This is a genomic window from Janthinobacterium sp. GW823-FHT03B06, assembly GCF_058796955.1.
This window is the reverse complement of sequence record NZ_JBXAJE010000006.1, coordinates 279895-302130: the sequence shown is the minus strand read 5'-3', so window position 1 is coordinate 302130 and position 22236 is coordinate 279895. Positions and strand designations below refer to the sequence as shown.

General features: G+C 61.0%; 18 protein-coding genes, 1 tRNA gene and 2 pseudogenes. 15 read left to right on the top strand and 6 right to left on the bottom strand.

The window, feature by feature from the left end:
- Positions 1-163: 163 nt before the first annotated feature.
- Positions 164-991 (top strand): annotated as a pseudogene (locus AC1RBA_RS20745) (choice-of-anchor A family protein); the annotation flags it as partial.
- A gap of 45 nt (positions 992-1036) precedes the next feature.
- Positions 1037-1156 (top strand): annotated as a pseudogene (locus AC1RBA_RS20740) (PEP-CTERM sorting domain-containing protein); the annotation flags it as partial.
- Between the two features lie 74 nt (positions 1157-1230).
- On the opposite strand, the gene AC1RBA_RS20735 reads toward AC1RBA_RS20740, so the two are convergent.
- Complete coding sequence (locus AC1RBA_RS20735; RefSeq protein ID WP_492419723.1) at positions 1231-2910, bottom strand: AMP-binding protein; 1680 nt, start codon at positions 2908-2910, stop codon at positions 1231-1233.
- Positions 2911-3043: 133 nt separating this feature from the next.
- Between AC1RBA_RS20735 and AC1RBA_RS20730 the strand changes: the two genes are divergently transcribed.
- The gene (locus AC1RBA_RS20730; RefSeq protein ID WP_492419722.1) at positions 3044-5407 is read left to right on the top strand and encodes a DNA polymerase II; all 2364 of its coding nucleotides are present in this window, start codon (positions 3044-3046) and stop codon (positions 5405-5407) included.
- A gap of 263 nt (positions 5408-5670) precedes the next feature.
- Positions 5671-6987 carry an enoyl ACP reductase FabMG family protein gene (locus tag AC1RBA_RS20725; RefSeq protein WP_070224195.1) on the top strand — a complete coding sequence of 439 codons (1317 nt, stop codon included), beginning with the start codon at positions 5671-5673 and terminating at the stop codon, positions 6985-6987.
- A 79-nt stretch (positions 6988-7066) separates the two neighbouring features.
- On the opposite strand, the gene AC1RBA_RS20720 is transcribed toward AC1RBA_RS20725, so the two are convergent.
- Positions 7067-7831, bottom strand: a complete 765-nt coding sequence (locus AC1RBA_RS20720) for an SDR family oxidoreductase (RefSeq protein ID WP_492419721.1) — start codon at positions 7829-7831, stop codon at positions 7067-7069.
- Between the two features lie 174 nt (positions 7832-8005).
- Here AC1RBA_RS20720 and AC1RBA_RS20715 point away from each other — a divergent pair.
- The 6 genes from AC1RBA_RS20715 to AC1RBA_RS20690 all read left to right on the top strand — a co-directional run bounded on the left by AC1RBA_RS20715 (position 8006) and on the right by AC1RBA_RS20690 (position 13418).
- Positions 8006-8092: transfer RNA gene (locus AC1RBA_RS20715), tRNA-Leu, on the top strand.
- A 173-nt stretch (positions 8093-8265) separates the two neighbouring features.
- The gene (locus tag AC1RBA_RS20710; protein ID WP_492419720.1) at positions 8266-9480 is read left to right on the top strand and encodes a tyrosine-type recombinase/integrase; all 1215 of its coding nucleotides are present in this window, start codon (positions 8266-8268) and stop codon (positions 9478-9480) included.
- Between the two features lie 319 nt (positions 9481-9799).
- On the top strand, positions 9800-10192 hold the full coding sequence (locus tag AC1RBA_RS20705) for a plasmid mobilization protein (protein WP_070290948.1): 393 nt from the start codon (positions 9800-9802) through the stop codon (positions 10190-10192).
- A 257-nt stretch (positions 10193-10449) separates the two neighbouring features.
- A complete protein-coding gene (locus AC1RBA_RS20700; protein WP_254679546.1) occupies positions 10450-10986 on the top strand; it encodes a hypothetical protein in 537 nt (178 codons plus the stop codon).
- A 1440-nt stretch (positions 10987-12426) separates the two neighbouring features.
- On the top strand, positions 12427-12852 hold the full coding sequence (locus AC1RBA_RS20695) for a hypothetical protein (RefSeq protein ID WP_121669352.1): 426 nt from the start codon (positions 12427-12429) through the stop codon (positions 12850-12852).
- 356 nt (positions 12853-13208) lie between these two features.
- Positions 13209-13418, top strand: coding sequence for a hypothetical protein (locus AC1RBA_RS20690; RefSeq protein ID WP_492419719.1), 210 nt, complete (start codon positions 13209-13211; stop codon positions 13416-13418).
- A 244-nt stretch (positions 13419-13662) separates the two neighbouring features.
- Here AC1RBA_RS20690 and AC1RBA_RS20685 read toward each other — a convergent pair whose 3' ends face one another.
- Positions 13663-14247, bottom strand: a complete 585-nt coding sequence (locus AC1RBA_RS20685) for a hypothetical protein (protein WP_139143082.1) — start codon at positions 14245-14247, stop codon at positions 13663-13665.
- A 248-nt stretch (positions 14248-14495) separates the two neighbouring features.
- Positions 14496-14888 carry an Imm10 family immunity protein gene (locus tag AC1RBA_RS20680; protein WP_492419718.1) on the bottom strand — a complete coding sequence of 131 codons (393 nt, stop codon included), beginning with the start codon at positions 14886-14888 and terminating at the stop codon, positions 14496-14498.
- A 145-nt stretch (positions 14889-15033) separates the two neighbouring features.
- Here AC1RBA_RS20680 and AC1RBA_RS20675 point away from each other — a divergent pair, with 145 nt between their 5' ends.
- The 3 genes from AC1RBA_RS20675 (at position 15034) to AC1RBA_RS20665 (ending at position 16769) form a co-directional block, all read left to right on the top strand.
- Positions 15034-15450 carry a GNAT family N-acetyltransferase gene (locus tag AC1RBA_RS20675; RefSeq protein WP_492419717.1) on the top strand — a complete coding sequence of 139 codons (417 nt, stop codon included), beginning with the start codon at positions 15034-15036 and terminating at the stop codon, positions 15448-15450.
- Positions 15451-15457: 7 nt separating this feature from the next.
- Positions 15458-16204, top strand: coding sequence for a M56 family metallopeptidase (locus tag AC1RBA_RS20670; RefSeq protein ID WP_492419716.1), 747 nt, complete (start codon positions 15458-15460; stop codon positions 16202-16204).
- A 64-nt stretch (positions 16205-16268) separates the two neighbouring features.
- Entirely contained in the window at positions 16269-16769 is a 501-nt protein-coding gene (locus AC1RBA_RS20665) for a hypothetical protein (protein WP_492419715.1), read from the top strand.
- Positions 16770-16775: 6 nt separating this feature from the next.
- Here AC1RBA_RS20665 and AC1RBA_RS20660 read toward each other — a convergent pair whose 3' ends face one another.
- A complete protein-coding gene (locus AC1RBA_RS20660) occupies positions 16776-17591 on the bottom strand; it encodes a class I SAM-dependent methyltransferase (protein ID WP_070290941.1) in 816 nt (271 codons plus the stop codon).
- 411 nt (positions 17592-18002) lie between these two features.
- On the opposite strand from AC1RBA_RS20660, the gene AC1RBA_RS20655 reads away from it, so the two are divergent.
- Positions 18003-18839: a universal stress protein gene (locus AC1RBA_RS20655; RefSeq protein WP_492419714.1), complete on the top strand. Its 837-nt coding sequence runs from the start codon at positions 18003-18005 to the stop codon at positions 18837-18839.
- Between the two features lie 69 nt (positions 18840-18908).
- A complete protein-coding gene (locus AC1RBA_RS20650; RefSeq protein WP_492419713.1) occupies positions 18909-19778 on the top strand; it encodes a hypothetical protein in 870 nt (289 codons plus the stop codon).
- A 51-nt stretch (positions 19779-19829) separates the two neighbouring features.
- Here the strand turns inward: AC1RBA_RS20650 and AC1RBA_RS20645 are convergent, their stop codons facing one another.
- Positions 19830-22148 carry an NADP-dependent malic enzyme gene (locus AC1RBA_RS20645; protein WP_492419712.1) on the bottom strand — a complete coding sequence of 773 codons (2319 nt, stop codon included), beginning with the start codon at positions 22146-22148 and terminating at the stop codon, positions 19830-19832.
- Positions 22149-22236 lie beyond the last annotated feature (88 nt).

Genomic DNA, 22236 nt, shown 5'->3' with positions numbered 1-22236 from the left:
CGGTTTTTTTATGTCCGCCAGACAATTGCTGACTATAGGAAAAGTGTTGCCTTGAAATATAGTTAATTACCTAAATTGAACTAACATTGTTTTTTATATTATAATAGCCGGCTGCGCGATGGCGGTGTGTTGCTTTCCCGCCCGAATCGTCCCCTAATTGACTATGAGATTGTCCATGAAATTATTTGCTACCCGTACCTTGCCGCTCATCAGCGCCGCCCTGTTCGCCTTCGCCTTCAGCGCTTCGGCACAAGCCACCGTGGTCGACCTCGGCGTTGCCAATGGCTACTCGGCCTTTATCTTTGGCAACATCGGCAGCAGCGGCGCCAGCGGTTTTACCAGCGTCGGCGGCAGCATTGCCGCTGGCGGCAATATCTATCTGGACAACTACAATGTCGGCACGAATAAAAAGCCAGGCAGCGCCGTCAATTCGGTCGTTGCTGGCGGCAACCTGAACACGGGCTGGGGCACGCTCAGCGGTTCGGCCGTGTACGGCGTCAGCAACCCCAACGCCACCCTGACGGCGCCACAATGGTTTCCAAAAGACAACATCAGCAAAGGCAATGCCTCCACCCTGGACTTCGCAGGCGCCAAGCAGCAACTGACGACCTTGTCGGGCGACGTGGCCAAGCTGCAATCGAACGGCACCGTGATCTCGCAGTACGGCAACATGACCCTGGTCGGCAATGTCAACGCCGACGTGAATATTTTCAACATCGATGCGTCGAACCTGCATAACCTGACGCTGGACCTGTCCTCGCTGAAAAGTACGGCCAGCATCATCATCAACGGCACGGCCACCGACATCACCATGAGCGGCGGCTTCGACAATTTCGCCAGTTTCGCCAACCGCACGCTGTTCAACTTCGCCAACGCCACCACCACTAACCTGCAGAACGTCGGCATCAACGGCAGCATCCTGGCGCCGCACAGCGCGTTCTCCGGTTCGGGCGACATGAACGGCACCCTGATCGCCAATTCGGTCAGCTCGATCAATCGTGGTCACGTCGCGATGAACGGTTCCGGCTTCAACACGGTCAACGTGTCGGCCGTACCTGAGCCAGGCACCTACGCCATGCTGCTGGCCGGCCTGGGCTTGCTAGCCTTCATGCGCCGCCGCACGCCAGCGCGCGCACCGCAAGCCGCGATGGCCTGAGCTTGACGCCGCATCAATAAAAAACACCGGGCCGCGCGAGCATCCCGGTGTTTTTTTATGGGCGGGCGAAAAACTTATTCCGTGCTCAAGCCCAGATCCGTCGCCACCTGCTTGCGCAATACATATTTCTGGATCTTGCCCGTCACCGTCATGGGGAATTCCTCGACGAAGCGCACATAGCGGGGAATCTTGTAATAGGCGATTTGCCCGTCGCAAAAGGCGCGGATATCCTCGCTGGTGGCCTGCGTGCCCGGGCGCAGGATGATGCAGGCGCACAGTTCTTCACCATACTTGGCGTCCGGCACGCCCACGCATTGCACGTCGAGCACGCTCGGGTGGCGGTACAGGAATTCCTCGACTTCGCGCGGGTAGATGTTTTCGCCGCCGCGTATCACCATGTCCTTCGAGCGGCCGACGATGCTGCAAAAGCCGTAGTCGTCGATGACGGCCAGGTCGCCCGTGTGCATCCAGCGCGCCGCGTCGATGGCTTCGCTGGTTTTTTCAGGATCGCCCCAGTAGCCCTGCATCACGGAATAGCCGCGCGTGAGCAATTCGCCCTTTTCGCCGCGCGGCACGATGCGGCCTTCCGCATCGATGATTTTCACTTCCAGGTGCGGGTGGACCCTGCCGATGGACGAGACGCGCATCTCGCGCGGGTCTTCGATCGACGTCTGGAAGCTGACGGGCGACGTTTCCGTCATGCCATACGCAATCGTGATTTCCGCCATGTGCATCAATTCGATGACCCGCGTCATGACTTCCATCGGACAAGGCGAGCCGGCCATGATGCCGGTGCGCAGCCGGGACAAGTCGTATTGCTTGAAATCAGGATGATCGAGGATGGCGATGAACATGGTGGGCACGCCATGCAATCCCGTGCAGCGCTCGGCCTGCACCGTTTCCAGCACGGCTTTCGGATCGAAGCCTTCGCCAGGAAATACCATCGCCGCGCCGTGCGTGACGCAGGCCAGGTTGCCCAGCACCATGCCGAAGCAGTGGTACAGGGGCACGGGGATGCACAAGCGGTCCCGTTCCGTCAGGCGCATGGCTTCGCCGATGAAGAAACCGTTGTTCAGGATATTGTGGTGCGTCAAGGTGGCGCCCTTCGGCGCGCCCGTGGTGCCGGACGTGAACTGAATGTTGACGGCGTCGTCAAACTGCAAGCCAGCGCTCACTTCGTCCAGGTGCGCCAGGTCGGCGTCGGTGATGCCGTCCATCACCGCGTCGAAGTTGTGCATGCCCGGCGTGGCGGCCACGCCCAGGCGGATGACGTGGCGCAATTGCGGCAGGCGCGGCGACTGCAGGGCGCCGGCGCGCGAACGGGCGATTTCCGGCACCACGTCCTGCACGATGGCCAGATAATCGCTGGACTTGAAGCTGGGCGACAGGATCAGCGCGCTGCATTGCACCTTGTCGAGCACGTATTCGAGTTCGGAGCGGCGGTAGGCGGGGTTGATGTTGACCATGATCAAACCGGCTTTCGCCGTGGCAAACTGCGTCAGCACCCATTCGGCGCAATTCTGCGACCAGATGCCGACCCGGTCGCCCGGCTGCAAGCCCAGTTTCAACAGGCCGGCGGCAAGCCGGTGCACGCGCTGCTGGAATTCCAGATACGTCCAGCGCACGTTCTGGTGCGCCACGATCAGGGCATCGTGCTGGCCATAGCGCTCGGCGATGCCGTCCAGGTAGGCGCCTATCGTTTCGCCGATCAACGGCGTCTCGTGGGCGCCGTGTACATAACTCATTGCTTGCATGCTGTCTCCGGGGTGGGTGGCGCGGCGCGCTCTTGTTATCGTCTTCGATGCAGAAAATTATAGCCGCAACCGCCCCCGCCCTGCGTCAGCTTGCTGTAATGTGCAGCCCAGCACACCAGACACTCACGGCACCATGACAGGCAACGCGCAGCACCCGCCCGAACAGGGCTTCATTCTGACCCGCCACTGGCGCGACACGCCCGCCGGCACGGAGGTCGATTTCTGGCTGGCAACGGACGCCGGGCCCCGCCACGTGCGCCTGCCCGTGCAGACGGCCGTCGCCTTTATCCCCATGGAGCAGCAGGAGCAAGCGCAACAGCTGCTGCGCGGCGAGCGCCATGCCGAACTGCGCCCCCTGTCGCTGTGCGATTTTCACCACCGTCCCGTGCTGGGCCTGTACTGCAAGCAATACCGGCATTTGCTGAAGCTGGAAAAGCAGTTGCGCGCGCACGGCATCGACGTGTACGAAGCGGACATCCGCCCGCCCGAGCGCTACCTGATGGAGCGTTTCATTACGGCGCCGGTAACGTTCATCGCGGAAACAGGGCAGGACGTGCAGCTGAAACCGGCGCCCGGCTACCGGCCAAGCTTGAAACTGGCCTCGCTCGATATCGAGACGACGGCCCATGGCGAGCTGTATTCGCTGGCCCTGGAAGGCTGCGGCCAGCGCCAGGTCTACATGCTGGGGCCGCAAAACGGCGGCGATGAGCTACTCGACTTCGACCTCGACTACTGCGACAGCCGCGCACAGATCCTCGAGCGCCTGAACACGTGGATGGAGCGGCACGATCCGGACGCGATCATCGGCTGGAACCTGGTGCAATTCGACTTGCGCGTGCTGCGCGAACACGCCGAGCGCTACCAGGTACCGTTGAAACTGGGACGCGGCGGCGCCGTGATGGAATGGCGCGAGCATGGCGGCAAGCAAGAGCATTACTTTGCCGCCGCCGCAGGACGCCTGATCATCGACGGCATCGAAGCCTTGCGCTCGGCGACGTGGAATTTTTCTTCGTTCAGCCTGGAAAACGTGGCGCAGACCTTGCTGGGTGAAGGCAAGTCCATCGACAACCCCTACCAGCGCATGGCCGAGATCGACCGGCGGTTCCGCGAAGACAAGCCCGCGCTGGCCCGCTACAACCTCAAGGATTGCGAGCTGGTCACGCGCATCTTCGCCAAGACCGAGTTGCTGACCTTCCTGCTGGAACGGGCCAGCGTGACGGGCCTGGCGGCCGACCGCAGCGGCGGCTCCGTGGCCGCTTTCGAACATTTGTATTTGCCGCTGATGCACCGGCAGGGTTACGTGGCGCCCAACCTGGGCGATATCTCGGGCGAAAACAGCCCCGGCGGCTTCGTCATGGATTCCCAGTCGGGCCTGTACGATTCCGTGCTGGTGCTCGACTATAAAAGCCTGTACCCGTCCATCATCCGCACTTTCCTGATCGACCCCGTGGGCCTGGTGGTGGGCACCAGCGGCGATGAGGCCGATACCGTGCCTGGCTACCGGGGTGCGCAGTTTTCACGCGTAAAACATTGCCTGCCTGCCATCGTGAAACAGGTATGGCAAGGGCGCGAGGCGGCCAAGCGCGAGCGCAACGCGCCGCTGTCGCAAGCGTTAAAGATCATCATGAACGCGTTTTACGGCGTGCTGGGGTCGAGCGGCTGCCGCTTTTTCGATCCGCGCCTGGCTTCGTCGATCACCCTGCGCGGCCACGACATCATGCACCGCACGCGCGAGCTGATCACCGAGCAAGGTTATCAGGTGATCTATGGCGACACGGATTCCACGTTTGTGTGGCTCAAAACAGCGCATACGGATGAAGAGGCGGGCAAGATCGGCCGCGCCCTGGTGGCGCACGTGAACGCCTGGTGGGACGCCCATCTGCGCGAAGAATTCGGCCTCGAGAATGCGCTGGAACTGGAATTCGAGACCCATTACCGGCGTTTCCTGATGCCCACCATCCGCGGCTCGGAAGAAGGCAGCAAGAAGCGCTACGCGGGCCTCGTCGGCAAGCCCGACGGCAGCGAACAGATGGTCTACAAGGGCCTGGAAACGGTGCGCAGCGACTGGACGCCGCTGGCGCAGCAATTCCAGCAGGATTTGTACCGCCGCATCTTCCAGCGCGCCGCCTACCAGGACTATGTGCGCGACTACGTGGCGCGCACGGTGCGCGGCGAGTTCGACGCCTTATTGGTCTACCGCAAGCGATTGCGCCGCCCGCTCGACGATTACCAGCGCAACGTGCCGCCCCACGTGCGCGCGGCGCGCACGGCCGACGCCTACAACCTGGCGCAGGGACGGCCATTGCAATACCAGAACGGCGGCTGGATCAGCTATGTCATCACGGTGGCGGGGCCGGAACCGCTGGAAACGCAGCGCTCGCCCATCGACTACCAGCATTACCTGACGCGCCAGCTGCAGCCGGTGGCGGACGCCATCTTGCCCTTTCTCGGCGACGATTTTTCGCGCCTGGTCTCGGGACAACAGGATTTGTTTTAGATCAATTTTACTGACCTGCGCGGCCAAGCTGAGGTAATATCGGCGCCTGCCGGGCCAGTCTGCGGGCGCTGTACGCCGGGGCAGCGTAAAATACGCCTTGGCGAAAGAATAAGAGCTGCATGAAGAAGAAGATGCCATTCCAGACGAGAATCATTCGCAAGAAGATTTTCCCCGCTGAAATGGCGCATAATTTCACACTATGTTGAACCAGCGGGCAGCAGCAACAGCCATCTGCCCTGCTAATTTTTGAATGAATTGACACCATGACCGAGATCACGTCCCTGAGAGACATCCCGCAAAAAAATATCTTCCGCAAGGGCGACACCTTTGTGCTGTTCGGCGAGCTGTTCGGCCGCGGCTATGTGAATGGCTTGCTGGACGAAGCGCGCAAGGCGGGCATGAATATCGTCGGCATGACGGTCGGCCGCCGCGATGAAAACATGGCGCTGCGCCCGCTGAACGCGGAAGAGCTGGCCGAAGCCGAAGCCAACCTGGGCGGCCGCATCATCAATGTGCCGCTGATGGCCGGTTTCGACCTCGACGCGCCCGCCGGCGAACCGACGCCGACGGCCCTGCTGGCCGACATGACCCTGAAAAGCTGGCAAGAAGACAAGCTGGACTGGGCGCAGATCGAACGCTGCCGCGAAGCCGGCATCGCCCGCTTCAGCGCGTCCGTGGCCAAAGCCATGGCCGAGCTGGATAGCCTGATTCCTGACGGCAGCAATGTGTATTTCGCCCACACCATGGCCGGCGGCATTCCAAAGGTCAAGGTCTTCCTGGCGATCGCCAACCGCATCTACAAAGGCCGCGGCGAGCGCTTCATGTCTTCGCGCGCCCTGCTCGACAGCGACCTGGGTAAATTGATCCTGATGAACTTCGACGAAGTCACGGCCAACACCCTGCAGCACCTGATCGACGGCAGCGCCGCCATCCGCGCCCGCATCGAGCAAACGGGCGGCCAGGTGCGCTACAGCGCCTACGGCTACCACGGCACCGAGATCTTGATCGACGGCAAATACCAGTGGCAAACCTACAGCAACTACACGCAAGGCCTGGCCAAGATGCGCCTGGAAAACGTGGCCAAGGCCGCGTGGGAAAAAGGCATCAAGGCGACCGTCTTCAATTGCCCGGAAATCCGCACGAATTCGTCCGACATTTTCGTCGGCGTGGAACTGTCCCTGTTCCCCCTGCTCGACGCGCTGAAAAAAGAAGGCGGCGCTGCCTGGGCCGAAGAACAGTGGAAAATCTGCCAGGGCTTGCTGGAAGACGGCGTGTCGCTGCAAGACTTGCTCGACCGTATCGCCGCCTACAACGGCGACGCCACCAGCGTGCAGTTCCGCAACTTCGCCGCCTGGCCGATGGACAACACGCCAGAGCTGGCCGACGTCATGATCGGCACCTCGGACGACATCACCAAGCTGCACAAGGACCGCAAGGAACTGATCACCGACCACCTGAGCTCGCTGGTGCTGGAAGGCACGGGCCCGCTGATGTTCCACACCATGTCGGAACCGCCAGCGCCCGTCATCTGGCTCAACCACGACATCATCGCGCGCCAGCTGAACTCGGTTCACAACTGAGCTTGAAACTGAGCTTGATGTAGCGCACACAACCGACGGCCCGGCTCATCCCCGGGCCGTCGGCGTTTCTGCGCGTGCTTTATGCGCGCACGATGGACACGCCGCCATCGGCTAGCAGCGCCGTGCCGGTGGTGAAGCTCGAGGCATCGGACGCCAGGTACAGCGCCGAGCGGGCGATCTCGTCCGGCGTAGCCAGGCGTTTTAACGCATGCAAGCCCGCCACGAAGGCCAGCGCTTCGGGTGTATTCGCCACTGCGCGCCCCATGGGCGTATCGGTGCCGCCCGGCAGCAGGGCATTCACGCGGATACCCGCCGTGCCATACTCGGCCGCCAGGGCCTTGGTCAAACCGATCACGCCCGCCTTGCTGGCCGCATACGCGGCCATGCCGGACATGCCCAGCGTATGACCGACAAAGGTCGAGGTAAAAATCAGCGAGCCGCCGCCGCGCGCCGCCATGGCGGGCAGCTGATATTTGGCGGCCAGGAAGGCACTGGTGAGATTGGTGTCGACCGCCGCCCGCCAGTCTTCCAGGGCAACTTCCTGCGTGGGCCCCATGGGTCCCAGGGTGCCCGCATTATTGAAGGCGATATCGACGCCGCCAAAGCGTTGCAGCGCCAGCGCCACGGCCGCTTGCGCGCACGCCGCCTCGGCTACATCGCCGGCACAGGCCACGGCTTGCGCGCCGCCGTCCGCCAGCTGCGCCACCAGCGCATCGAGTTCCTTCCGCCGCCGCGCCACCAGCACCAGCCGCGCCCCCTCGCGCGCGAACAGGCGCGCCGCCGCATGGCCAATGCCCGAGCTGGCACCCGTGATGATCGCGACCTTATTTTCCAGTTGTAACATTTGCGTCCCCTTCATGTGGTTGAAAGGGAAAAGATAGGCCGGCAAGCCAGGCGCGGCACTCCGCTTCTTGCGCTGGAATCGGCATCGTCACAGATTCTGCAGGCTTGGGCAAAACACACGCCAAGCATAAAACTTGCCAGATTGTGACAAATCAGTGATAATGCGTCTCGCGTTGCCGGGATGGCGGAATAGGTAGACGCACGGGACTCAAAATCCCGCGCTGGAAACAGCGTGCCGGTTCGATTCCGGCTCCCGGCACCAGAACACAGCAGTAGAAGCTCGAAAAATATCCAGGAACCCGCCTTCGTCATAGGAGAGCGGGTTTTTTGTTGTCCGTATTTGTCCATCGGCGTACATTAAAAGCCATGAATTTTGTTGGTACTTTTTGCTGGATTTAGGATTTTCTCTAAAAAAATACCATCAGGGAGTGCGCCATGCCACTGTCCGATCTGCTTATCCGCCATGCCGTCTACAAGGGCACGCCCAGCGGCGACAAGTATCCCGACCTGTACGGCATGTACCTGCTGGTCACCCGTACGGGCAAGTACTGGCGGTTGAATTACCGTCATGCGGGCAAGCAAAAGACCTTGGCCCTGGGCGTCTACCCCCGCGTGAGCCTGGCCCAGGCGCGGCGCAAGGCGGAAGACGCGCGCAAGGCGCTGGCCGAAGGGATCGATCCGAACGCCGTCAAGCGCGCGCAGAAGGCCGAGCAGCGCAGCGCTGCCTTGAACACCTTCGACAAGCTGGCGCGCCAGTGGCTGCTCACCATCCAGCGCAACGGCAGCGCCAGTACGCAAAAGAAAGTCGGCAACTGGCTCGAAGGCGACGTCATCCCCTACCTGGGCAAGATGCCGCTCAACACCATCCGCCCGCGCGACGTGCTGCGCGTGGTGCAGCGCGTCGAGGCGCGCGGCGCGATCGATTCGGCGCACCGCATCAAGCAGCTGTGCGGCCAGGTGCTGCGCTTCGGCGTGGCGATGGACCTCGTCGAGCGCGACGTCACGGCGGACCTGAAAGGCGCATTGACGCCGGTGCCGAGAACGCACTACCCGGCACTGACGGAACCGGGCGATGTCGCGCCGCTGCTGCGCGCCATTTATGGCTACCACGGCCACGCCACGGCGGTGGCGGCGCTGAAACTGGCGCCCATGCTGTTCGTGCGTCCCGGCGAACTGCGCGCCGCCGAATGGAGCGAAATCCATCTCGATGCCGCCGAGTGGCGCATCCCGGCCAGGAAAATGAAAATGCAGCTCGAACACCTGGTGCCGCTGCCGACACAGGCCGTGGCGATCCTGCGCGCGCTGCAGCCTGTCACCGGCGAAGGCCGCTACGTGTTTCCCGGCCTGCGCAGCGGCCAGCGCTGCATGAGCGAAAACACCATCAATGCGGCGCTGCGGTCCCTGGGCTATGCCAAGGAAGTCATGACCGGCCACGGTTTCCGCGCCATGGCCCGCACCATCCTCGACGAAGTGCTGCAGGAGCGCGTGGACCTGATCGAGCACCAGCTGGCGCACAGCGTCATCGATCCGAACGGGCGCGCCTACAACCGCACGGCGCACCTGCCTGCGCGCCGCGCCATGATGCAGCGCTGGGCCGACTATCTCGACGCCCTGCGCGACGGCGTCGCCACGCCGCCAGCGCCAGCCTGACGGCGACGCCCGCCTGGAGAAAGAAAACCAGCGGCGGCGCTGGCAGGAACAGGTGCGGCGATACGCATGCCTGTCGCCTGCGCGCCACGATGGGCGACAAGGCGTGCGTCCACCCGCATCCGCCGTCGTCCTGTTTCGCGACAGCGCCCGCGCTGTTTGATATCGCGTAAGAAAAGCGGCTGGCCCGCGCCTACATTAAAGACCGGGGAGCCGCGGGCGCGTGGGCTGGCGAGGAGCAAGCCATGTTTTCGCTTCGCTCAAACCGGCTTGCCCTGCGGGGCCATCCTCGCTGCGCTCGCCCACCACGCCAGGAGCATCGATGCACGCCGAGACCACGCCACGCAAGCGACAAGGCGGCCGCCCGAAAGGCGACCCGGCCGCCGTGCGCGGCGCCACCATCGGCGTGCGCGTCTCGGCCGCCGAACATGCGGCGCTGCTGGAACGCGCCGCCCGCATGCAGATGCGTCCCGCGCAATGGCTGCGCACCGCAGCGCTGGCGCGCGTCTTGCCCCCGCCGCCCGTCGCCGCCATCAACCGCGAACACTACGTGGAACTGGCCCGCCTGGCGTCCAACCTGAATCAGTTGACCCATCTCGCCAACGAAGGCGGCCGCGTCGCCGTGGCCGACGCCCTGCTGCAGCGGCTGATCGCGGAAACGCGCCGCCTGCGACTGGCACTCTTGGGCGTGAAAGAGCAGGACCATGATCGCTAAGGCCATCAAGGGACGCGGCTTTCGCGGCGTGCGGGCCTATGACCTGGGCAGCAGCGTTCCCGCTAGCATTTCGACATGGCGGCGACTGTCTGGCACGTGGGGAGTCATTTGCACGGGCGTGATAATACGTGTAGTTTTCCGTTTGACAATTTGCTATTCTCGGGGGCGGCTATCGGCTGCGGATTCAACCGGTCAACGACGGCAACCGGCCAGAAGCGGACGATGAATAATCATGATGAGGCATAAAAGGAGTAGCAATGGAAGCAACACGGCTGCCGTCAAGGCAAATGGCGCAGCATGCCAAACGGCCTGTCATCCCGCTGAAGGTGTTCATGGTCGTGGTAGCAATCGGGTTCGGGTACTTTATTTACGCGTCATCTGCTCGGATTTTGGGCGTTACCGGTACTTTGGTCTGTGTTTTTTATGTCTGGACCACCGTTTTGAATCGGCGTGAAAAGCATCGCCTTCAAACCCTGGCTTACGCCCGCGAAGGCGAATCGATATGCCACTTCGCCCGCAGTTTTGACAAAAGAAAAACCGACACCTGGATCATCCGCGCGGTGCATCAGGAATTGCAAGTTTTTCTTAGGCCGTTCATCGCGTTTCCAGTGCGAGCATCGGACTCGCTCACGGGCGATTTAGGCTTGGATGTCGATGACGTGGACGATCTCATAGTGGACGTTGCTTTGCGGGCCGGAAGATCGCTAGAACAGACCGAGCGCAACCCGTATTACGACAAAGTGCGTACCGTTTCTGACGTAGTGCTGTTCGTAAATGCGCAACCATCGGTGTAACGAATCCATCTGTCCGCTTCGGGCGGAACCTGCGAACGATACCAACCGGCCAGAAGCAGACCTTGGGGCAGCTATGCTTTTTTGGATCAAAAAACGAGGATGACATGGTGTACCTAGCACTAACCCCACGAGGTTTGCGAGAAATTTTGGATGCTTCAGAGGCGACCAAGACTCCCGTATGGTGCAGCGCGGATGCATTGTCAGAAGCAGAATTTGCGAAGCTTGAGCGCAGCAATGTCACTCGTTTCACGTACTCTTTCACGGATGCCGACCAAGCGACGATTCAGCGGGCGCTTGCGACTATCGAGGAGCATCACCCGGGCGAACGGGTTTGGATTGAAAGTACTGTGTTCGGGGCCTGAACAGCCCCTTCGACAGTCTGGTATGGGGCAGAACCTGGCAATGACGGCAACCGGCCACAAGCGGACGTAGTGAAAATGAGGACAGATGGTTATGCTTCCAGCTATACAGATCTTCACAGCCATCATCAGTGCAGCGTGCGCCGTTATAATCGCCTTGTATGCAACGTGGTTGTTGATGCATCGGCTGAGGCAACATGAGTCCAAACGCCTCGCGTTTAGAAATTGGGTTCGTCATCTCTTCGAGGCTGTTATGGGCCTCTAAGATTTATAGTGCTTGCAGCGGGGTGCATGTCCGCAGGGGGAACCTGGCAACGGCGGCAATCGGCCGGCCAAAAGCCGACGTTGCCGCCAAAGATGACAACATATTGAATCGACATTGATGACGCCGCGAGAGATTCAAACCCTGATGAGAAAGTTTTGCTACTTCCGCGTTTCAGCGGCGGACGGATATCACCACCTCATAAAAGAGAACGTACTCGACGTGAATTTGGTGGATTCTTTGATTAGGGAATATGTAGGCACGAAGGACGTCATTGTTTACGCAAGTTCGCACCAGTGCGCCTTAGTCTCGTGCACTGAGGCTTACGAGCTTATCTGCGAATACAGGCGCAACGACGCCTCCGCAACTGTCCAGGTGGTGGCATCTGATTTTTCCGGGCGGGTCATGGTTGAGCCAATAGGTACAGGCGTTGGGGAACATCGCAAGGTGCTATTCTGACCTCCGACAGTATCCGGCCAGAAGCAGACGTATTCACGCTTTCGCATATACTGCACTGAACGAAGTGCCCCGGGAGAGGATGATGACTGAGAATAATGCACGACGACTTGCCTTCGCTGGTGCGTCATTGATCGCAGGTTTGATTTTGTTATGTGCGATGTTGAACTTCACTTTTCCGGAAGAGAGAATCTATAGAAATGGCTTTTGGATCTGCTTAGGCCTACTTTTTCTTTACGTGCGAACCGTGCCGAAAAAAATTTGGGTTCCCGATTGATTGGTTCGACTCAACCGCTCCTGCTCCCGGTGACGACAGCATACGGCCAAAAGCAGACAGGGCTGAAACGGCGAATAAGGAAAAAAATGAGTTACGTTGACGACGCGCTATTAGAATTGGATCGCCTCTATTGGCCTCGTACTATCATGGCGAGCTTATCTGGTTTGTATAGGCAGTACGAGGAACCAGAACGACAGATCAACACAATGAACCAAGGGCTAAAAACATTGCCGTTCATTTCGTATGCAAAAATCGGCTCGTTATTTGGATATGAGAAAGACGCAGTCGCTGCATATAACGACGCGGTTAAGTTGGCTTACTCTTGCATTGGGTGGGAGTTTGTTGGACTGTGCTCTGCCCTAGTCTATGGCGCACCCAAAACACGACGTCCTTGGGATGAGTATGTGCAATCCGGCGAAGAGTGTCTTAATGCGTACTTCCTTTCAAACGAAGCGTTTGATGATTTTGAAGCCTATATTTTGGAGCCGGCCAGGAGTGTGCTAGCCGATTAGCCGTTACTTCGACCCACTGAGGATTATGTCCGGTTTGGGGCGTAAGCGGACACCGCAATACAGAAGCAGCCACCTCAAAAAAACGCAGTAGTTTCGGCCATGCTTTTCAAGAAGGTATTCCCTCACTGCCGATGCTTGCAGGGACGAAAATACAAAGTCAAAAAAACTTCAACGCGAGTACTAGCATTTGACGTTTTTTGTACTAGACTATTTGTCTGAAGTCACCAGCAACCGCTCCAAGTGGAATGGTAACGAAGAACTTTTTCTCCAATGATGGTATTTATGATGGTATTTTTGGATATTGGCTGAGTTAACAGAGCGGTTTTCGATTCCGGCTCCCCCACAGAACACTTTAGTTGCACCTGATCAAACCCGCCCATCGCCAGATGCTGCGGGTTTTTTATTGGCTGCCCGTCGCTTTACAAATCGCATACATTATTGAATTTAGCGATATGACCCAGTACTTCTTTCTAGAGCGCGGAGCCCCCCCCCCACGGGAAATGGCGATGGCGCAAGCCAACCTCGATGAAGTGTTGGGTGAGCACCTCGACCTCATCGAGCACTAACTGACACATGCAGTCATCGATCCCAACTGGCGGGCCTGCAACCGCACTGGGCCCCTACCGGCCAGAAAGCAAATGATGCAGTACTGCGAAAATTACTCGAATGAGATACGGAATGGAGTTCCGAGAAAGCCGAGAAATTTGCAGGAATCAAATCCATGATAAAAGAAACTAAAAGGACACGAAATAGCCTCTTGGGCCGTTACTCCCCACTAGAAGTGACGTACGCATCGCTCTGACTCTGTCGCTAGTTATTGCTATGCTGAATCACTGCCTCATTGAACGTACCTCCCTGAAGATCGCATTGCGCCCTTAGCCAGAACGATGAGCTTCCGCGAGTATCAAATAATCCAGTCATCGTCACAATCTCTGAATCACTGAAACTACCTGATGCTTGATTCCAGTTGCGAAGCGTGCCATAGGATGTGTTTCCCGGTGGAGAAATCTTTCTTTGGACATCAACCCGACATAGCTCAAGCAGCTCAGCCTTCTTGAGAGGTCTTGCTAGCTCAACTTGGCTAATGACACACTGGCGGGTCCTTTGGATTTCGTCCACAACATCCTTACGCCCAGTGTCAGACTTCAAATCCGTTTGCTTTAACAGAATACCAATCTGCGTATCCACTGCTTCAGACACCTCGCTACCAAATGAGACAGAGCCTTTTTTGTTTGCAAAATCCACGGCAGCCTTGTATACGTCGGCAGACTTGGTATCCATACCAAGTCCACAAAGCTTCAGCGCTCTGTTTATCGGATCATCAGAAGAAACACGCTGCCCAGCACAGCCGCCGAGAATCGTTCCGAGAAGAAGCAAGACAAGTATTTTACGCATAGACATCCCTTAAAAACTGAATCAAATATTTCCTTGAGGAATAACGAATTTCCATGTGGACTGGTTGACATGATTGATATACGGCAAGAAAAACCTTTCTTTCGGCTTACCTCGAATGCCGTGCGCATAAGCGTGAGGGTTCTGCTACTGCGTAAATTTCTTTACCGTTATGGATCACGCGAATGCCTATGTTATTGCTCGTGATGATCCTCCTGAACCTTGATCCGCTCGTGCGCCGTCCGCGCAGATCAACGTTCTTCGCGATAGTAATCGCAGCCCTCGAACGTGGTGCGCAGCGCCTGCTGCAGCTGGGCGTAGCGCTCGGGCGTCAAGTTGAAACGCACGTCGATCTGGCCGTCGTCATCCATCTGCATGGCGGCCTCGGCATCCATCTGCACGGACAGGCGGTTCGGATGCAGGATCACGGCGTGCATGTGGCCATACCACGCAAATTCCTGGCCGCCATATTCAATATACGGTTCGTCCATGCCCGTAGCGACGTCCTGCTCGTCGTATTCATCGGCGCGCTGCAGCATCAGGTAGACGGGCTCGCCTTTGCACGCTGGCGCGGCCAGGGTGGTGATCAGGGCGTCGTCTTCATGGATGACGGACAACTCGGTGGCGGTAAATCCTGCGGACATGGCATGCTTTCAACAAATAATTGGATGACGCCACCATAGCGCAAAAGCGCCGCGCACGACATAGGGCGCGGCGAATAAAGCGTGCCGCCCCAGAAACGCATGGCCGCCTATAATTGCCGCTCCAACCAATTCACAGGAGACCGTCTTGACCGCCGCATCGCCCTACACCACCCGCCTGGCCATTCCCTCCATCGCCACCTATCAGCAGCTGCGCGTCGCCGCCGGGCTGAGCGCGAAAACCGCGGAGGCGGCGGCCAAGGGCTTGCCGAATTCCCTGTTTGCCGTGCAAGTGCTGCATGGCGACGAGGTCGTCGGCATGGGCAGGGTCATCGGCGATGGCGGCTGTTTTTACCAGGTCGTCGATATCGCCGTGCTGCCGGCCCACCAGGGCAAGGGCTTGGGCAAGCTGATCATGCGCGAAATCCGCCAGTTCATCGACAGCGACGTGCCGGAAAGCGCGTACGTCTGCCTGATCGCCGATGGCCAGGCGCAAGACCTGTACGCGCAGTTCGGTTTCAAGCACACGGCGCCCGCCTCCGTCGGCATGGCGCTGAAGCGCTAGGCGCCCGATGCCGGTCTGGCTGCTGTGCTGCATGGTGCTGGCGCTGCTGTTGAGCGCTGCCGCCTGGCGCGCCGAGCGCGCACGGCAACGGCGCGGGCGCACGACACGCTGGCTGTGGCTGGCGGCCATCGCCGCGTCCGTCATCTTGCCCCTGGCGTGGCTGCCCGGCGTGCTGAAGGCCATGCCGGCGGAGCAGGCGCAGCTGAAACTGGGCTGGTTTGCCTTATCGAGCGGCATACTCTTGCTGCTGGCGCTACGCAGCATCTGGCTGCTGTCGCACCAGCGGCGCTGGCAGAAAACATCGCTGCTGGGCACGCCAGTGTACTTGAGCGGCGGCATCGGCCCCTGCGTGGCGGGACTGCTGCGGCCGCGCATCGTGATGCCCGTCTGGCTGCAACTGATTCCTCCCCAACAACAAGCGCTGCTGCTGGCGCATGCACAATGCCGGCTGGCCACGCGCGATCCGCAGTTGCTGGCCCTGGCCTACGGCTTGATCGTGATCATGCCGTGGAATGTGCCCCTGTGGTGGCAGCTGCACCGGCTGCGCTTTGCCATCGAGGTCGATTGCGATGCGCGCATGCTGGCACGCGGCCACGCGCTGCACGACTATGCCTTCGTCCTGCGCCGGCACGGCCAGTATTATTCGGGCTTGACGGGCGCCTCGCCCATCGTGCTGAACGATCCGCTGGCGCTGCGCCGGCGGCGTCATCTGATGGCCAGATTTACCCGGGACCGGGCGGCGAACTTGCTATAGTAGCGGCAACGCCGCGCGGCATGCCCGCGATCCCGGCTTCCCCCTTAGAAATCAGAGAGATACCATGCTTTACCTGCTTGCCATCGTGATCGTCATCGCCCTGCTGTACCACGTCTTCAGCGGCCGCACGCCCGTCAAACCGCTGCACAAGCCACTCGTGTCCGTGCGCCAGTACGTGCCGGCGATCCCTGCGGGCGCACCGGCGCACCACTGGAGCGACGAGGGGCGCTTTGCGTCGGAAGTGGAAAACGAAGCGATGTACCAACCCGCCATCGCCAGGCTGGCCGGCGAACACGGCCCCGGCAACGCGGAAGAAAAATGCCTGGCCCTGCTCGTCTGCGACGATGCCAATCCGTTCCAGGACAAGGCCATCGCCGTCTTCATCGACGGCCTGCTGGTGGGCTACCTGTCGCACAACGACGCCCTGCGCCTGCGCCGCAACCTGGGCCGCATGGATCTGGTGGGCCAGCTGACCTCGTGCGACGCCGTCATCCGCGGCGGCGGCCTGTGGAACGGCAAGCGCCTGTCGTACGCCGTCTGGCTGGACTTGCAGCCGTACAACTAATGATCGCTATAGCGCGCGCGCCAGCCTGACGGCCCGCGTGGCAATAAAGCTGGGCAGGAATTTTTCAATTTCAAAGCGCGGGTGGGGATGCATTTCCTCGTGGTAACCGGCCAGCACGAAGCCCGCCGCCAGCTGGCCGCCGATCTGGCTGTCCAGGCCGTGGCCGAAGACCAGCGCCTCGCCCTTTTCCATGCGCGCCGCCAGCGCATCGGCATCCATATCCTCCACATCCGAATACGGCAGCACGAAACGTGGCCGTATCAAGCCCTGCTGTGCCCATTGCGGATCGCGGTCGCCGATGAAGACGGCTGGGTTAAAGAAACTGCTCAGCAGCACGCCGCCATCGGCCAGCACGCGCGCGCATTCGCGCCACACGGGGGCGATATCGGGCACGTACTGGTTCGACACGGGGTGGATGATGACATCGAAGCTGGCGTCGGCAAAGCAGGCCAGATCGCGCATATCGCCCTGGACGGTGGCCAGTTGCAAGCCGTCGCGTTCGGCCACCATGCGGTCTTGCGCCAGTTGCTGTTCAGACAGATCGAAGACGGTGACGTGCGCGCCGGCGGCAGCCAGCACGGGCGCCTGCTGCCCGCCGGCACCGGCCAGGCACAGGATGCGCTTGCCGCGCACCTCGCCCAGCCAGCCGGCTGGCAAGGGACCGGGCGTCAGATGGATTTGCCACTGCCCGGCACGGGCCGCGGCGATGGTGGCGCTGTCGACGGGTTGCGACCACGGGCTGTTCCGTGCAGCCTGGGCATCCCAGGCTTGCTGATTGTGCTGCAAGAAGTTGTTACCGTTATTACCTAAAGGCATCGTCATCCTTTCAGAAAAACAGGACGCGAATGTAGCATGACTCCAGGCAAGGCGCCACACTGCGCGTGCTGGCCGAAAAGAATACGAGAAGGCCTGGAAGCCCGAGAAGTGAACTCCCGCCACGGCCAGCGTTGTTGCGTCACACAAAGAAGTGCCGGACAGATGGCGCCGGCGCCGATGCAGACCACTGGAAGGGCAAGGAGTTCAAGGCCATTATGGCTGGTGGCGGACCCCGCATTTTGATGCACATCAAACAGCTCGCAATCTCCTGGCTATCGCCTTGCGAAAGGCCCTCGCCCGTGTTTTTTTGACCCACGTCAAGCCCCGCATAAGAAAACCGCCCGCCGGCACGGCAATGCTGGACTTGCCCGTGTTGCCGTTCTAGCCTTGTTGCCACCCTGACTAGCGAATGACACCATGGCTTACAAATCCATCCTCGTCCACGCCAACCTGTCGCGCCATGCGCCGCAGCGCATCGCCATCGCGGCGCGGCTGGCGCACACGCACCAGGCGCACCTGATCGGCGCCGCCATGACGGGCGTGTCGCGCTTTACCCTGGAAAACAACCGCGGCATGCGCGGCGGCGCCGTGGCGGCGCAGATCAATGCCCTGCACGGACAGGCGGAGCAGGCGCTGGACCAGTTTGAAACGCTGGCGCGCCAGGCCGGCGCCGTTTCGCTCGAGCGGCGCCTGATCGAAGACGACGAGGATGGCGGCCTGGCCGTCAGCGCCCGCTACAGCGACTTGACGGTGCTCAGCCAGCACGACGCCAGCGAAGCGCTGCCCGGCGCCATGAGCGACCTGGTGCCCTACGTCATGCTGAACGCGGCCCGTCCCGTGCTGATCGTGCCGCGCAGCGGTCAATTCGCGCAAGTGGACAACACCGTGGTGGTGGCCTGGGATGGCAGCATGGAAGCGACGCGCGCCATCGGCCACGCCCTGCCGCTGCTGCGCGCGGCGCGCCTGGTGGTGCTGGCCCTGCTGCACCCGCCGGCCGGCCACGCACAGCCGGCCCGCCATCCGGGCGCCGACATCGCCGCCTACCTGAGCCGCCATGGCGTGCCCGTCGAGGTGCGCCCCGCCGTCACCACGGGCGACGTCGGCGCGGCGCTGCTGGCCATGACGGCCGAAGTGCATGCGGACCTGCTGGTCATGGGCGGCTACGGCCACGCCCGCTTCCGCGAAATCCTGCTGGGCGGCGTGACGGAAACGGTGCTGCGCCAGATGACCTTGCCCGTGCTGATGGCGCACTGAGATCCCGCGCGCCACGTTCTGTTGCACAATGGCTATACTTGCCTGATTTTCCATATCAAGGCAATGTAGATGAAGCAACAAATGATCAATTGGGGCAGCAGCCTGGCGCCGTTCGGCAGTGAACTGCTGTGGACCGCCCTGCCATCGATGCTGCTGTATGGCATGCTCGGCTTTGTGCTGGCGCTCGGCATCTGCTACCAGCTGGCCAGAAAATGCCTGCTCGTGCGCCGTCCGCGCGCCTGGCATGTGGCCGCCAAGCTCAGCTATGTGTTGATCCTGCTCGCGCTGCCGCTCCTCGGCGGCGGGTTTGGCGCCGTGCACAGCGCACACCGCATGGTCAATCAGGCCCTCGAGCACGACCTGCAGCCGGTGGTCGAAGCGCAGATGCCGGCGCTGCGCGTCTACCTGGAGCAGCAGGTCAAGCTGATCGCCCCGGGCCAGCCCATCAGCGTGCGCAGCCTGCTCGAACCCTACGTGCAAGGCATGTATTACCAGCCCACGTCCAGCAGCTACTGGGAACGCAGCAAGGCGCACTGGATCAATGAATTCATCCTGCGCCGCGGCAGCGTGCTGCTGACGCAAGTGCTGCAGGAACAGCTGATCGCCAGGGTCGGCCTGCTCGGCGAAGCGCTCAAGGGCGCCAACTTCCGTGGCCAGGCGACGGGCGAGCTGGCCGCGCTGGGCACCGACCTGGCCGTGCGCCTGACCACCGACGTGGCGCGCCAGGCCGACTTCAGCAAACTCGACAAGTCAGTGCCGATGATTTTCGTCGACGCCATCAAGCGCCAGGCCGGCGCGTATTTCAATTCGCTCAAGATCACGCTGGGCCTGTTCGCGCTGGTCGCGCTGCTGCTGGTATGGGGCGAGATCATGCTGTACCGCCACTATTACCTGCGCCGCCATCCGGCCGCCACGGCCCTGCCCGTGCAACCGACGTAAAAAAGCCGCCCCTCCTTGCGGATGGGGCGGCTTTTCATGTGCAGCTAACGCTTAGACCTTACGCTGGGCCACTGCGTCGACCACGCACAAGGCCGTCATGTTGACGATGCGGCGCACGGTGGCCGATGGCGTCAGGATGTGCACGGGCTTGGCGCAGCCGAGCAGGATCGGACCCACGGCGATGCCGTTGCCGGCCGCCGTCTTCACCAGGTTGTAGGCGATGTTGGCCGACTCGATGTTCGGCATGACGAGCAGGTTGGCGTCGTTCTTCAGTGCCGAATTCGGCATGAGTTTTTGACGCAGCTTGCTGTCGAGGGCCGTATCGCCGTGCATTTCGCCGTCGATTTCCAGGTCCGGCGCGCGTTCCTTGACGATGGCCAGGGCGGCGCGCATCTTTTGCGCCGAGGCGCTGTCGCTGGAACCGAAGTTCGAGTGCGACAGCAGGGCCGCGCGCGGCGACAGGCCGAAACGGGTCATCTCTTCGGCGGCCATGATGGTGATCTCGGCCAGCTGCTCGGCGTCCGGGTTTTCATTGACGTGCGTGTCGACCATCACCAGCTGGCGTTCCGGCATGATCAAGACGTTCATGGCGGCGTAGACATTGCTGCCGGCGCGCTTGCCCAGCACCTGGTCGATGTATTTCAGGTGCAGCTGGGTGGTGCCGAAGGTGCCGCAGATCATGCCGTCGGCATCGCCCTTGTGGATCATCATCGAGCCGATCAGGGTGTGGCGGCGGCGCATTTCCAGCTTCGCGTATTCCTCGGTGACGCCCTTGCGGCTGGTCATCGCGTAGTACGTGTTCCAGTAATCGCGATAGCGCTCGTCGAAGTCCGGGTTGATGACGTCGAAATCGACGCCTTGCTTGAGGCGCAGGCCGAACTTCTGGATGCGCGCTTCGAGCACGGGCGGACGGCCCACCAGGATGGGACGCGCCAGTTTTTCATCGACCACCACTTGCACGGCGCGCAGCACGCGCTCTTCTTCGCCTTCGGCGTAGACGATGCGCTTGAGTTCGGCCGGCGTGGATTTGGCCATCAGGAACAGCGGCTTCATGAAGGTGCCGCTGCGGTAGACGAATTGCTGCAGGCTGTCCGCGTACGCCTGCAAGTCCTTGATCGGACGCGTGGCGACGCCGGAATCCTCGGCTGCCTTGGCCACGGCCGGCGCGATCTTGATCAGCAAACGCGGATCGAAGGGCATCGGGATCAGGTATTCAGGACCGAACGACAGGTTGCTGATGCCGTAGGTAGTGGCCACGATGTCGGACTGCTCGGCGTGCGCCAGATCGGCGATCGCGTGCACGACGGCGATTTCCATCTCGCGCGTGATCGTCGTCGCGCCGCAATCGAGGGCGCCGCGGAAGATGTAGGGGAAGCACAGCACGTTGTTGACCTGGTTCGGATAGTCCGACCGGCCCGTGGCGATGATGGCGTCGCTGCGCACGGCCTTGACTTCTTCCGGCAGGATTTCCGGATTCGGGTTGGCCAGCGCCAGGATCAGCGGGTTCGGCGCCATCTTGCGCACCATGTCCTGTTTCAGCACGCCGGCGGCGGACACGCCGAGGAAGATGTCGGCGTCCGGGATGACTTCGCCCAGGGTGCGCAGCGGCGTGTCTTGCGCGAAGCGTTCCTTGTCCGGATCCATCAGTTCCGCGCGGCCCTTGTAGACCACGCCAGCCAGATCGGTGACGTAGATGTTTTTCAGGGGGAAGCCCAGGTCGACGATCAGGTCCAGGCAGGCCAGCGCCGCAGCGCCCGCGCCCGACACGACCAGCTTGCAGTCCTCGATCTTCTTGCCGACGGCTTTCAGGCCGTTCAGGATGGCCGCGCCGACGATGATGGCGGTGCCGTGCTGGTCGTCATGGAAGACGGGAATCTTCATGCGGTCGCGCAGCTGGCGCTCGATGTAGAAGCACTCGGGCGCCTTGATGTCTTCCAGGTTCACGCCGCCGAAGGTCGGTTCCAGCGACGCGATGATGTCGACCAGTTTATCGGGATCCGATTCGTTGATTTCGATGTCGAAGACGTCGATGCCGGCGAATTTCTTGAACAGCACGCCCTTGCCTTCCATCACCGGCTTGGCGGCCAGCGGGCCGATATTGCCCAGTCCCAGCACGGCCGTGCCGTTGGTGATGACGGCCACCAGGTTGCCGCGCGCCGTGTATTTATAGGCATTCGCCGGATCGATGACGATTTCTTCGCACGGTGCCGCCACGCCTGGCGAGTAGGCCAGTGCCAGGTCGCGCTGGTTGGTCAGTTGTTTGGTCGGCGTCACGCTGATTTTGCCGGGGCGCGGGCACTCGTGATACTCGAGTGCGGCCAAGCGCAATTGTTGACGCAATTCTTCTTTTTTATCAGATGACGAATCCATGCTGTGCTGCCTTCCTGTTTGGTCGATCGGGTGTTCCGGATTTTATCAGACCGATTCTTTCAATTAGCTAGGTATTTTCCGCTAGCCA

Coding starts and splice junctions, on each gene's coding strand:
- AC1RBA_RS20730 (WP_492419722.1), top strand. CDS start 3,044: ATGACAGGCAACGCGCAGCACCCGCCCGAACAGGGCTTCATTCTGACC.
- AC1RBA_RS20685 (WP_139143082.1), bottom strand. CDS start 14,247: ATGCGTAAAATACTTGTCTTGCTTCTTCTCGGAACGATTCTCGGCGGC.
- AC1RBA_RS20650 (WP_492419713.1), top strand. CDS start 18,909: ATGAAGCAACAAATGATCAATTGGGGCAGCAGCCTGGCGCCGTTCGGC.
- AC1RBA_RS20645 (WP_492419712.1), bottom strand. CDS start 22,148: ATGGATTCGTCATCTGATAAAAAAGAAGAATTGCGTCAACAATTGCGC.
- AC1RBA_RS20660 (WP_070290941.1), bottom strand. CDS start 17,591: ATGACGATGCCTTTAGGTAATAACGGTAACAACTTCTTGCAGCACAAT.
- AC1RBA_RS20735 (WP_492419723.1), bottom strand. CDS start 2,910: ATGCAAGCAATGAGTTATGTACACGGCGCCCACGAGACGCCGTTGATC.
- AC1RBA_RS20665 (WP_492419715.1), top strand. CDS start 16,269: ATGCTTTACCTGCTTGCCATCGTGATCGTCATCGCCCTGCTGTACCAC.
- AC1RBA_RS20710 (WP_492419720.1), top strand. CDS start 8,266: ATGCCACTGTCCGATCTGCTTATCCGCCATGCCGTCTACAAGGGCACG.
- AC1RBA_RS20700 (WP_254679546.1), top strand. CDS start 10,450: ATGGAAGCAACACGGCTGCCGTCAAGGCAAATGGCGCAGCATGCCAAA.
- AC1RBA_RS20705 (WP_070290948.1), top strand. CDS start 9,800: ATGCACGCCGAGACCACGCCACGCAAGCGACAAGGCGGCCGCCCGAAA.
- AC1RBA_RS20695 (WP_121669352.1), top strand. CDS start 12,427: ATGAGTTACGTTGACGACGCGCTATTAGAATTGGATCGCCTCTATTGG.
- AC1RBA_RS20680 (WP_492419718.1), bottom strand. CDS start 14,888: ATGTCCGCAGGATTTACCGCCACCGAGTTGTCCGTCATCCATGAAGAC.
- AC1RBA_RS20725 (WP_070224195.1), top strand. CDS start 5,671: ATGACCGAGATCACGTCCCTGAGAGACATCCCGCAAAAAAATATCTTC.
- AC1RBA_RS20655 (WP_492419714.1), top strand. CDS start 18,003: ATGGCTTACAAATCCATCCTCGTCCACGCCAACCTGTCGCGCCATGCG.
- AC1RBA_RS20720 (WP_492419721.1), bottom strand. CDS start 7,831: ATGTTACAACTGGAAAATAAGGTCGCGATCATCACGGGTGCCAGCTCG.
- AC1RBA_RS20670 (WP_492419716.1), top strand. CDS start 15,458: ATGCCGGTCTGGCTGCTGTGCTGCATGGTGCTGGCGCTGCTGTTGAGC.